This window comes from Hymenobacter latericoloratus (assembly GCF_014199535.1).
Lineage (GTDB): Bacteria > Bacteroidota > Bacteroidia > Cytophagales > Hymenobacteraceae > Hymenobacter > Hymenobacter latericoloratus.
This window is the reverse complement of record NZ_JACHNV010000001.1, coordinates 1,297,552-1,308,929: the sequence shown is the minus strand read 5'-3', so window position 1 is coordinate 1,308,929 and position 11,378 is coordinate 1,297,552. Positions and strand designations below refer to the sequence as shown.

The window sequence follows — 11,378 nt, the reverse complement described above, 5'->3', positions numbered from 1 at the left end:
CACTAGCGGTATTGCTACCGCCCGTTCGACTTGCATGTATTAGGCCTGCCGCTAGCGTTCATCCTGAGCCAGGATCAAACTCTCCATTGTATAAAATACTACACTCACCCAAAGATGAGCTGATGTCAAGTGCTGATCCGACTCGTAGTAACGAGTTACCTCGTATGTTACGCTTCGTGTCTTCAGTACCCGCAGGTAGCCGAAGACCTTACCAATTTGTCTTTTCCAGTCATTCAAAGAACGTGTGCCAAAAACCGCTGTTTCTGACCGTGTGCCGCTTCGGGTAAGCAGCTGGTTTCGTGAGCCTTTCCGCGCTTCCGTTCGAAGCGGGTTGCAAAGGTAACACTCTTTTTTCGTTTCGCAAGCTCAGCGCAAAAAACTTTTTTTCGAAGTGTTTTGCTTGCCGAAGCGCGCTAGCCGCTTCCGGTTGAAGCGGGCTGCAAAGGTACACCCGGTTTTGCTTTTTCCAAGCTTAGCCCCGAAAAACTTTTTCTTCGTTTTTCGGTGCCTCCGGGGCCTGGGCCCCGTTTCTGAGCCAGAACCGGGCGGCAAAGGTAGCACCTCTTGTTTATCTTCTGCAAGGAAAGCCCGAAAGTTTTTTCGTCTTCCCAGCCCGCTTCCGGCTGAATCGGGGTGCAAAGCTAGCACCGTCCGTTTCACTTTCGCAAGCCCCGCCCCCTCTTTTTTTTCGGGCGCCCCGCGGGCAGCCCGTTTGCAGAGGAAAGCAAGCAGCAGATTCGACCCAGCCGGCGCACCGCGTCCCGACCCTGGCCCCCTACCGCGTTTCGGTTTGGGAGTGCAAAAGTGCAGGACTGATCTGATATCTCCAAACCTAGCCCCGCCTTTTTTCGTTGAAGGCCGCTGGACATTGCCGTTCAGCACCTGGCTATCCTGTTGATTGCAAACTATTTACTTGTTGATTTGATTTCATTATTGGTAGATATTTTTTTTCAAAAGTGGCATCTTACCTCCAAACACCTTGGTATATAATGCAGAAAACCGCCCAGGAGGCGGTTTCTGTTGACTTGTATTAGTAAGTTGTACGCCTAATTAAGGTGTAGGGTGCTTACCCGATCAGGGCCAACGCTGACAATGCTTATGGGAACCTCTAGTTTCTGCTCTAGGAAGTGCACGTAGTCTTTTAGCTGCTGAGGGAGTGCCTGAGGATCCGTAATGGTTTGTAGCTCCGTGCGCCAACCCGCTACCTTAGTATATACAGGTGTGAGGTTTTGTAGGTCGCCGTGGTCTGGCAGGTGGTCCGTTTGCTCTCCGTTGGGTAGGAGGTAGTGGGTACAAACCTGAATTTCATCGAACTCATCGAGCACGTCAGCCTTCATCAAGTGGATTTCTGTGACGCCGTTGAGCATTATGCTGTACCGTAGGGCAGGCAAATCAATCCAGCCGCAACGACGGGGGCGGCCCGTGGTAGCACCGAACTCTCTGCCGGCGGCGCGGATTTGCTCACCTACTTCGTCATGAAGTTCGGTGGGAAATGGGCCACTGCCTACGCGGGTACAGTATGCTTTGCTGATTCCGTACACCTTATTAATATGCCGTGGCGCAATCCCCAGACCGGTGCAAGCGCCCGCTACAATGGTGCTAGACGAAGTAACAAAGGGATAAGTGCCGAAATCGATGTCGAGCATGGAGCCTTGGGCGCCTTCCGCCAAGATGCTTTTGCCTTGCTTGAGCAGCTCGTTCAGCAGATATTCTGTATCGGTGAGTTGCAGCGTGCGCAGGAACTCCACGGCTGAAAAGAAATCGGCCTCGAATTCTTCAATATCGAGGCCGCGGCCGTGAAATTCGGCGAGGGTAGCATGACGGGCAACTGCCTCCTGGTAACGTTGTTGAAAATCGGGGAGAAGAATGTCGCCTACCCGCAGACCGGTGCGGCCTATTTTATCCTGATACGTGGGACCAATGCCCTTAAGGGTGGAACCGATCTTGCTACCGCCCCGGGCCTCTTCATTAATACGGTCGAGGGCACGGTGCGAGGGAAGGATAAGCTGAGCTTTGCGCGAGATGTAGAGGTTCTGGCTCCAATTTACGCCCCGGTCGGTGAGTTTCTGCAGTTCCTGACGAAACACAACAGGGTCCAGTACTACCCCATTACCTACCACATTAGTGATATGGGGGTGAAAGATTCCGGATGGAACTTGGTGCAGCACGTGCTTGGTACCGCCGAACGTGAGGGTATGGCCAGCATTGGGGCCACCCTGGAAACGGGCTACTACATCGTAGGTGGGGGCCAGCACATCGACAATCTTGCCTTTGCCTTCATCCCCCCACTGTAATCCTACTAGTACATCAACGGGCATTAGTTTGCGGCTTTCAACTGTTGGGCGGCCGATTGTTCGTCGTCCGCAATGGAAAATATGGCGTTCAGCTTGGTTAAGGCCAGCATTTTGCGAGGATGATCGGCGGGATTGATCAACATCATTTCGCCACCACGGCTCCGGAATTTGGTGAGTAGCGATACCAGCACTCCAATACCTGTGCTGTTGATGTACCGAATGCTCGACAAATCGACGGTGCAGTGGCGCAGTTCTTCGCCAAGATGCTGGTCAACGCTCTGCAGAAGCTGCTGGGTGTCGGGGCTACCGATCAGGTCGCCGGAGAGGCGCACAAAGAGAATGCCGTCGCGGACGGCGGTATCAGTTTTCATTCGGCTAGAGAGCGGGCGGCGGCCTGGGCACGACAGTCGCCGCACACGCCGTAAAGGTTCAAAGAGTGGTGCAAGATATGGAAGTTGAGTAACTCGCCTACCATGGTCTGGATGCCATGAATGCGGGGGTCGCAGAACTCAACCACTTTGTGACATTCGGTGCAGATAACGTGGTCGTGCTGACGATAGCCGTAGCTTTTCTCGTATTGTGCCAAGTTGCGGCCGAACTGATGCTTGCTGACCAGGCCATGCTCTACCAGTAGATCAAGGGTATTATATACCGTTGCCCGGCTAACCTGCAGCCCCTGCTCTTTCATACCAGCATAGAGCTCTTCCACATCGAAGTGCCCCGTACGAGAGTAAATTTCCTCCAGAATGGCGTACCGCTCGGAGGTTTTGCGCAGGCCTTTATTCTCGAGGTAGGCAGTGAAAATCTTCTTCACCTCCTCGTACTTTTCTTTATCCAGATGCTTCTCAGTGACGGACATGGTGATGCTCTACTTATAAGGAGTGGAAACCGGCAGCTTTGGGAGAAGTTTGCGTCTTCAACAGAGAGTAAATCAAGACAGACACCAATGGGATAGTGTCGTACATGACCTCCCTCTTGTACTGTTTTATACTTTCCGTTTATCTGAAAACTTTTTAGAGCTATTTACGAGTCGAAGCGCTCTACCAACAGCACCCCATTCACTTTAGACAGGCGGTGAATCAGTTTGGTCAGGTGGTCGGTGTCGTTTACGAATACCATGATCTGCCCCTCAAACATGCCGTCGTTGGAGTCGATGGTGATGGAGCGCATGTTTACTTTCAGGCTATTGCTGATGATGCGCGTTACATCATTCACCAGCCCCACCCTGTCGGAACCTTTGATCCGGATGCCGGCCAGGAAAGCCAGCTCCAGCTGTTCGGTCCATTTGGCACGCACGATGCGGTTGCCGTAGTTCGACATCATCTGTACCGCTTTCGGGCAAGAAGTACGGTGGATTACGATGCCCTCATCGGTTTCAAAGCCAAATACATCGTCGCCGGGGATGGGGTTGCAGCAGGGGGCAATGGTGTAGTCGAACTTGTTAGTTTGCTCACCAATTACCAGCATGTTGGCATTTACCCCCCGAACTTTCTGCACCTCGTGGTCGAAAGCTTTGGGTTCCAGCATGGAGGGTAGGCGCGGGGCCTCCACAGTAGAATCGAAAAGATTTTTCTGAATCTCGCGACCATCTACCTGCCCGATGGCAACCCGGTAGAAAAAATCCAGAGGGTTGCTATTGTTGAAATGCGCGAGCAGCCGGTTCAGGTTATCCTGCGAATACTCTACCCCCAGCAACTCCAGCCGCTTCTCTACAATGAAGCGGCCATCTTCCGCCTTGCTGCGTTTATCGTCGCGTAGCCAGTCTTTGATGCGCGTGCGAGCCTTGGAGGTGGTAACGTACTGCAACCACTCCTCGGTAGGCTTCTGCTTCTGGGAAGTCAGAATTTCAACCTGGTCGCCGTTGCGGAGCTGGTAGCTTAGGGGCTGCAGCTTCTGGTTTACCTTGGCGCCGAGGCATTGCAGCCCGATATGGGAGTGAATTTCGAAGGCAAAGTCCAGGGCCGTAGCCTTATCGGGCAGAATGACCAGCTTGCCTTTGGGGGTAAAGGCATATACCTCTTTAACAAAGAGGTTCTGGCGAAACTCATCCATGAACTCCAGAGCGCTGGAATTATTGGTTTCGAGCATTTCGCGCACCTTATTAATCCACGATTCAAGGGTGGACTCTGACTGGGCGGTGCTGCTGTCCTTATACTTCCAGTGCGCGGCATAGCCTTTCTCGGCAATGTCATCCATGCGGCGGCTGCGGATCTGGACCTCTACCCACTGGCCCGTGCGCGACATAACCGTGGTATGCAACGATTCGTAGCCATTGGCTTTCGGGGTACTCACCCAGTCGCGCAGCCGGTCGGGGTTGGGCTGGTAGAAGTCGGTAACAACGGAGTACACCTGCCAGCAAGCGGCTTTTTCCTGTTCCGGCGGCACGTCCAGAATTATGCGGATGGCAAACAAATCGTACACCTCATCAAAGGTGATGTTCTGCTTGCGCATTTTCCGCAGAATAGAATAGATGCTCTTGGGCCTACCCTTCACTTCGTACTGAAACCCCTGGGCCTTCAGCTCCTCATCAATAGGCTGCACGAACTCCTTAATAAAGCGGTTGCGGGCGGCACGACTCTGGCGCACCCGGTTTACCAGCTCCGTATAGATTTCGGTATCGGTGTACTTGAGGTAGAGGTCCTCGAGCTCCGTTTTGATGGTATAGAGGCCCAGGCGGTGGGCCAGCGGAGCGTAGAGGTAAATGGTTTCCGAGGCAATCTTCAGCTGTTTGTGCCGCGGCATCGAGTCCAGGGTCCGCATGTTGTGCAGGCGGTCAGCGAGCTTGATGAGAATGACGCGCACATCGTCGGAGAGCGTGAGCAACATTTTGCGGAAGTTCTCGGCCTGCTCGGAGGTGCCGTAGTCGAAGACGCCCGAAATCTTAGTGAGGCCATCCACGATGCGCGCCACCTTCGGCCCAAACTCCCGCTCCACGTCGGCCACTTCCCAGGGCGTGTCCTCCACCACATCGTGCAGCAGCGCGGCTACAATGCTGGTGGTACCGAGGCCGATTTCCTCCACCACAATCTGGGCCACGGCCAGCGGGTGCAGAATGTAGGGCTCCCCGGACTTGCGGCGCATTTCCTTGTGCGCTTCCAGAGAGGTATTGAAAGCCTTCTTAATAAGTTTTGCATCGCCTTCCTTTAGATAAGGCTTGGCGGTGCGGAGCAGGCGGCGGTAGTGGCGCAGAATTTCCTGGCGCTCTACTTCGGGGTCGATGACAGTAGACATGGTACGCGGGCGGCGCCTAACGGCACCGAAATACTTGCTTGCTAAGGTACGGCTTGAGGCGGAAGCTTGACTACCCCCCCACCGAACTATGAACCTATACTGGGGGTAGCACCTGTAGAACATAGCTCCGGCCAGGTTCGTGCAGAATACCATCATTCGGTGTTGTCTGCCTGGGTTTTCGATGAATTCACGGTTTAGCTGGCTTACAGACTTCTTTTGCCCAAAATGAAGGCCCCGCTACTAAGCTTAATTTGACAAACCTGCTTGTTTTTAAATTTCACCTGTGTAGTTTTGCGCCCCCGAGGCAGCCGGCCTTGAGATGCGGATGTGGCGAAATTGGTAGACGTGCCAGACTTAGGATCTGGTGCCGCAAGGCGTGTGGGTTCGAGTCCCTCCATCCGCACTTATTTTGGTTTTCAGCAGAAAACCGCTTTTAAACCCTCAACCCACCCGTTGGGGGTTTCTTTTTATCCGGGTTTTGGCCCGACATTGACACCCCTCGTAGTACCCTTAACCGACGACCCGTTTTGGACATTACCCTCGACAAGAAAGACGACCAGCTGAATGCCATCCTGACAGTAACTCTTACGGAGGCTGACTACGCTCCCGCCGTGGAGAGCAAGCTGAAAGAGTACAGCAAAAAGGCGCAGATCAAAGGGTTCCGCCCGGGCAAGGTGCCGGTAACGCTGGTGCGCAAAATGTACGGCAAAGGCATTTTGGTCGATGAAATCAACGCCTTGCTGGGCAAAGCCGTTGATAGCTACATCAAGGACAACGACCTGAAGATTCTGGGTGAGCCCCTGCCCGTGCCCACGGACGTAGACTTTGACAACCAAAAGGACTACACCTTCCAGTTTGAGCTGGGCCTGCTGCCCGAGTTCGAGCTGCCCGCTGATCAGTCCGTAACCGTTGACCGTCATAAAGTTGACCTCGACGAGAATACGCTGAAAGAAACCTACGAGCAGTTGGAGCGCCAGTTCGGCGAAACCACTGACCCCGAAACCGCTGAAGCCGGCGACTACATTTCGGGCAAGCTGAAGAAAGCCGGTGAGGAAGGCGAAGGCCGCGTGGTGTTGCTGCCAACCAACAAGCTGAAAAACGACGCCGACAAGTTTGTGGGCGTAAAGGTGGACGACGAAATCACCTTCGACCTGAAAAACGCATTCGACGGCGACCTGACGGCTATCCGTAACTTCTCGGGGTTGAGCAAGGAAGAAGCTGAAGCCATTGAAGGCGACTACACCCTGACCGTAGGCAAAGTACAGCGCTCGGTACCGGCGGAGTTCAACCAGGAACTGTTCGACAAAGTATTCGGCAAAGACATCGTAACCTCCAAAGAGGATTTCGATGAGAAAGTACGCTCGACGGTACAGGAAAACTACGACCGGGAAGCTGACAACCTGGTAAACCGCCAGATCATCGACAAAATGCTGGAAAATACCAGCATTGAAATCCCGAAGGAGTTCTTCAAGAAGTGGTTGCTGCGTGCCAACGAAGGCAAGCTGACCCCGGAGCAGATTGAGGAACACTACGAGGATTACGAGAAGGAGCTGAAATGGTCCCTGATCCGTAACAAAGTAGTGGAAGCCAACGAGCTGAAAGTGTCGAACGAGGAAATCGTGGACCGCACGATGCAGAAGATTCTGGGTCAGTTCAACATGGAAATGACGCCGGAGCTGGAAGAATCGGTACGCGGCTTTGCCGACAACTTCCTGCGTCAGGAGAACGGCAAAAACTACGTGAACGAGTACGAAGCCATTCTGGCAGAGAAAGTGCTGGAAAACCTGCGCGGCAAAGTTGTTGTTAATGACAACCCGATTACGGCCGAGGACTTCCGCAATCAAAATGCTGGCTAAGCGCTAACATTTTTGGTTCTAGAACCAACAAAAAAGCCCTTACTTGTCGTATGGGCTTTTTTGTTGCCCTTGCGGTTTCGTTGTGCCACTTTACTTCTCCTAATTTTCTGACATGCTGAATAAAGAAGAGTTCCGCAAGTTCGCCGTGAAAGGCCAGGGCCTCAGTGGCCTGGGCGTTGATCAATACATCCAGCACGTGGAGGGCCAGACCCGCAACGGCCTGATACTGCCCACGGGCATGACTCGCTCGGTAATTGAGGAGCGCCCTACCCGCTTCGCGGAAATTGACGTTTTCTCGCGCCTGATCATGGACCGTATTGTGTTCCTGGGCACGGCTGTGGATGATTACATCGCCAACATCCTGACGGCGCAGATGCTGTTTCTGGAGTCGGTAGATGCCAAGAAGGATATTCTGCTCTACATCAACTCGCCGGGTGGCTCGGTGTATGCCGGTCTGGGTATCTACGATACCATGCAGTACGTGAACCCTGACGTGGCTACCATCTGCACGGGTCTGGCGGCTTCCATGGGTGCTGTACTGCTGGCTGGTGGTGCCAAAGACAAGCGCTCGGCCCTCCCCCACGCCCGCGTCATGATTCACCAGCCTTCGGGTGGCGCGCAAGGCCAGTCGTCGGATATTGAAATCACGGCTCGTGAGATTCTGAAGCTCAAGAAAGAGCTGTACGACATTCTGGCGCAGCACACCGGCAAGTCGTATCAGGAAATCCATGACAACTCGGACCGCGACTACTGGATGCGGGCCGATGAGGCCAAGGAGTACGGCCTGATTGACGAGGTTCTCGAAAAAAAGAAGGCGTAACCGGTTAGGTTTGCCGCGCCGGCAGGGGTAGGAAATTTGTGTTATCACTCCTTGATTATCACTTAGATTCCTCGCCCTGTTCGGAATGATAACAGTAAAAAGCCCGCTTCGGCGGGCTTTTTCTTTTAAGTAAGGGCCAAACCCAACGGCACTTTTTTAAGCCTGCGGGGCGTTGGCCTTTTCGTACCTTTGAGGTAGGTTAGCGAAAGTTACCTATCCTCTCTCCTACTAGTGAGTTTCTCTGGCAATGGCTGATATTACGTGCTCCTTCTGCGGCAAGAGCAAAAAAGACGTTTCGGTGATGATTTCGGGCATTAATGCCCACATCTGCGAACGGTGCGTGGGACAGGCCCAACAAATCCTGAACGAGGAGAATAAGATTCGGGCCAATTCCAAGGCCCCGAAGTTCAACCTCGTGAAGCCGCGCGAGATGAAGGAGTACCTCGACCAGTACGTGGTCGGCCAGGACGAAGCCAAGAAGGTAATGTCGGTGGCGGTGTACAACCACTACAAGCGTCTGATGCAGAAGCCGCAGAAGGATGACGTGGTGATTGAGAAATCCAACATCATCATGGTAGGCGAAACGGGCACGGGTAAGACCTTTCTGACCCGCATGCTGGCCAACATTCTGCAGGTTCCTTTCTGCATTGCCGACGCAACGGTGCTGACGGAAGCGGGCTACGTAGGCGAGGATGTGGAAAGCATCCTGACCCGCTTGCTGCAAGCCGCCGACTACAACGTGGAAGCGGCGGAGCGCGGCATCGTGTACATCGACGAGATTGATAAGATTGCCCGCAAGAGCGACAACCCCAGCATTACGCGCGACGTGAGCGGGGAAGGCGTGCAGCAGGCCATGCTGAAGCTGCTGGAAGGCACTACGGTAAACGTGCCCCCGCACGGCGGCCGCAAACACCCCGAGCAGAAAATGATTACGGTAAACACCGAGAACATTCTGTTCATCTGCGGCGGGGCCTTCGTGGGCATTGAGCGCATCATCAAGAACCGCCTCAACACCAAGCCGATTGGTTTTGCCAAGACGCAGCTGGAGGAGAAGATTGATACCCAGAACTTCCTGCGCTACGTGACGGCTCAGGACCTGAAGCAGTTCGGTTTGATTCCGGAGCTCATCGGCCGCCTACCCGTCCTGACTCACTTGAATCCGCTCGACCATGCTACCCTGCGCAAAATCCTGACGGAGCCTAAGAACTCCATCGTGAAGCAGTACCAGCGCCTGTTCGATATGGAGAATATTCAGCTGAGCTTCTCCGACGGTGCGCTGGAATATATCGTGGTGAAAGCCGATGAGTACCGCCTGGGTGCCCGCGGCCTCCGCAGCATCTGCGAAGCCATCATGACGGACGCCATGTTCGATATGCCCTCAGAAGAAGGTGTGAAGGAACTGGTGATTGACGAAGAATACGCCCGTAGTAAGTTTGAGCAGACGGCGCTAAAGCAGCTGCGCGCGGCGTAAAGCCAACCTTATATAGTAATAACAAAAAAGAGCAAACTATAATAGTTTGCTCTTTTTTGTTATTACTATATAAATCTTCTATTTCTTTTCAGAGCGTTTTTGAAAACATAAGTCTCGTAAATTTTCATCATAAAATAAATTATACATCGACTCACCATCTGCCATAACGAGCGTTCCATTTATAATAAATCCTTCTTCTGCAGGCCCTAGGATATCTGAATTCGAATAGCTTTTCAGTTGAAAAGAATAACAACTACCTACTTTTATACATCTGTGATATTTCGATAATGATCTATGTGAAACTATTTTGTAGATAGAATCATTGCGCTGCGCCCATATGATATAGACACCACCTCGCTCTTTTGTATTTTCCTCGCCATATACGTTTATCTGATTAACACTAGAATCTAGTTTGGTTACAGTATAGCAATGCTTTGACGAAAGATCAATAAATCTATTTTTATGTGCGAAGGTATCCCTACACCAAGCAAATACTACACATAATAACACAGCTATAAATATAGATCTTCGCATAAATATCATTTACATATTACATTAATTCTACCCCTTCAAATACCCCACCATCAGCTTTGCAGCTTTTTCGGCGGCTCGCTGTTGGCCTAGCTTCGCGCGAATTGCGGCGTAGCCAGCTTTTTGCTGGGCAATGAAGTCTTCGTCGGCGGTTATTTTCTTTAGCTCGGTGACGAGGTTACGGGCGTTGAATTCGCCTTGAATAAGCTCTTTTACTACCTCTTTGCCGGCAATGAGGTTGACCAGGGAAATGTGCGGCACCTTGATTACCGCCTTGCCAATGGAGTAGGATACGGCGCTGGTGCGGTAGCACACTACCTGCGGTACGTCGAACAAGGCCGTTTCGAGAGTAGCGGTGCCGCTGGTGACGAGGGCGGCGGTGGCGTGGGCCAGCAGGTCGTAGGTCTGATCGAAGAGGATGCGGACGTTGTTGCGCTCGAAGTGGGCGTAGTAGTTCCGGTCGAGGTTATCGACGCCGGCTACGATGAACTGGTAGTCGAGGAAAGGCGGCAGGATGGCCACCATTTCGTAGAGCATTTCCTCGATTTCCTGCTTGCGCGAGCCGGGCAACACCGCAATAATGGGGCGCAGAGGGTCCAGTTCATTCCGCTCGTAGAAATCCTCGGACTTCTGGTGTTCTGCTACGGCGTCGGCGGTAGGGTTGCCGATGTAATCTACTTTATAATCGAAGCGCTGGTAGAACTCCTCCTCGAAAGGCAGAATCACAAACATCTTATCAACCAGCGCCTTCACTTTGTGTACGCGGCTCTGGTTCCAGGCCCAGATTTTGGGCGAGATATAGTAGAATACTTTCAGGCCGTTGGCTTTGGCGAACTTTGCAATCCGCATGTTGAAGCCGGCGTAATCAACCAGAATTACTACGTCGGGCTGGTAGGCCAGCAGGTCGCGCTGACATTCTTTCAGGTAGCCCCGGAACTTCAGGATGCTGGTGGCCGCTTCCCAGAAGCCCATAATGGCCATTTCCTGGTAGTGGTGCACCAACTCGCCGCCGGCCGCCTGCATCATGTCGCCGCCCCAGCAACGAAACTCCGCCTGGGGGTCCTGCTGGCGCAACTCGCGCATGAGGTTGGCCGCGTGGAAGTCGCCGGACCGCTCGCCAGCTATCAGGTAGTATTTCATTCAATTAACAATTAAGAATTAGTAATTAAGAATTA

General features: G+C 52.9%; 8 protein-coding genes, 1 tRNA gene and 1 rRNA gene. 4 read left to right on the top strand and 6 right to left on the bottom strand.

The features are described 5' to 3' along the window. The 5 genes from GGU46_RS05655 to GGU46_RS05635 form a co-directional block, all read right to left on the bottom strand. A 16S ribosomal RNA gene (locus tag GGU46_RS05655) occupies window positions 1-90 on the bottom strand; the annotation flags it as partial. Window positions 91-1,046: 956 nt separating this feature from the next. Beyond that, the gene (locus GGU46_RS05650) at window positions 1,047-2,318 is read right to left on the bottom strand and encodes an adenylosuccinate synthase (protein ID WP_183402532.1); all 1,272 of its coding nucleotides are present in this window, start codon (window positions 2,316-2,318) and stop codon (window positions 1,047-1,049) included. Then, the gene (locus GGU46_RS05645) at window positions 2,318-2,665 is read right to left on the bottom strand and encodes an STAS domain-containing protein (RefSeq protein WP_139920318.1); all 348 of its coding nucleotides are present in this window, start codon (window positions 2,663-2,665) and stop codon (window positions 2,318-2,320) included. Before GGU46_RS05645 ends, GGU46_RS05650 begins: the two co-directional genes overlap by 1 nt. Then, window positions 2,662-3,153, bottom strand: coding sequence for a Fur family transcriptional regulator (locus GGU46_RS05640; protein WP_139920316.1), 492 nt, complete (start codon window positions 3,151-3,153; stop codon window positions 2,662-2,664). The genes GGU46_RS05645 and GGU46_RS05640 overlap by 4 nt, the downstream gene beginning before the upstream one ends. Before the next feature lie 164 nt (window positions 3,154-3,317). Continuing rightward, window positions 3,318-5,525, bottom strand: coding sequence for a RelA/SpoT family protein (locus tag GGU46_RS05635; RefSeq protein WP_183402531.1), 2,208 nt, complete (start codon window positions 5,523-5,525; stop codon window positions 3,318-3,320). Window positions 5,526-5,846: 321 nt separating this feature from the next. Here GGU46_RS05635 and GGU46_RS05630 point away from each other — a divergent pair. The 4 genes from GGU46_RS05630 to clpX all read left to right on the top strand — a co-directional run bounded on the left by GGU46_RS05630 (window position 5,847) and on the right by clpX (window position 9,672). Then, window positions 5,847-5,928, top strand: a tRNA-Leu gene (locus GGU46_RS05630). 124 nt (window positions 5,929-6,052) lie between these two features. Then, on the top strand, window positions 6,053-7,381 hold the full coding sequence (gene tig / locus GGU46_RS05625; RefSeq protein WP_183402530.1) for a trigger factor: 1,329 nt from the start codon (window positions 6,053-6,055) through the stop codon (window positions 7,379-7,381). A gap of 112 nt (window positions 7,382-7,493) precedes the next feature. Then, window positions 7,494-8,201 (top strand): ClpP family protease, encoded by a 708-nt coding sequence (locus tag GGU46_RS05620; RefSeq protein WP_262890922.1) that lies wholly within the window; start codon window positions 7,494-7,496, stop codon window positions 8,199-8,201. Window positions 8,202-8,448: 247 nt separating this feature from the next. After that, window positions 8,449-9,672: an ATP-dependent Clp protease ATP-binding subunit ClpX gene (clpX, locus tag GGU46_RS05615; RefSeq protein ID WP_139920308.1), complete on the top strand. Its 1,224-nt coding sequence runs from the start codon at window positions 8,449-8,451 to the stop codon at window positions 9,670-9,672. Between the two features lie 561 nt (window positions 9,673-10,233). On the opposite strand, the gene lpxB is transcribed toward clpX, so the two are convergent. Continuing rightward, a complete protein-coding gene (gene lpxB / locus GGU46_RS05610) occupies window positions 10,234-11,343 on the bottom strand; it encodes a lipid-A-disaccharide synthase (protein WP_183402529.1) in 1,110 nt (369 codons plus the stop codon). Window positions 11,344-11,378: the final 35 nt, after the last annotated feature.

What these genes read in the sequence shown, in the direction of transcription:
- GGU46_RS05650 (WP_183402532.1), bottom strand. Translation starts at nt 2,318, where the DNA reads ATGCCCGTTGATGTACTAGTAGGATTACAGTGGGGGGATGAAGGCAAA.
- GGU46_RS05645 (WP_139920318.1), bottom strand. Translation starts at nt 2,665, where the DNA reads ATGAAAACTGATACCGCCGTCCGCGACGGCATTCTCTTTGTGCGCCTC.
- lpxB (WP_183402529.1), bottom strand. Translation starts at nt 11,343, where the DNA reads ATGAAATACTACCTGATAGCTGGCGAGCGGTCCGGCGACTTCCACGCG.
- GGU46_RS05620 (WP_262890922.1), top strand. Translation starts at nt 7,494, where the DNA reads ATGCTGAATAAAGAAGAGTTCCGCAAGTTCGCCGTGAAAGGCCAGGGC.
- GGU46_RS05635 (WP_183402531.1), bottom strand. Translation starts at nt 5,525, where the DNA reads ATGTCTACTGTCATCGACCCCGAAGTAGAGCGCCAGGAAATTCTGCGC.
- GGU46_RS05640 (WP_139920316.1), bottom strand. Translation starts at nt 3,153, where the DNA reads ATGTCCGTCACTGAGAAGCATCTGGATAAAGAAAAGTACGAGGAGGTG.
- clpX (WP_139920308.1), top strand. Translation starts at nt 8,449, where the DNA reads ATGGCTGATATTACGTGCTCCTTCTGCGGCAAGAGCAAAAAAGACGTT.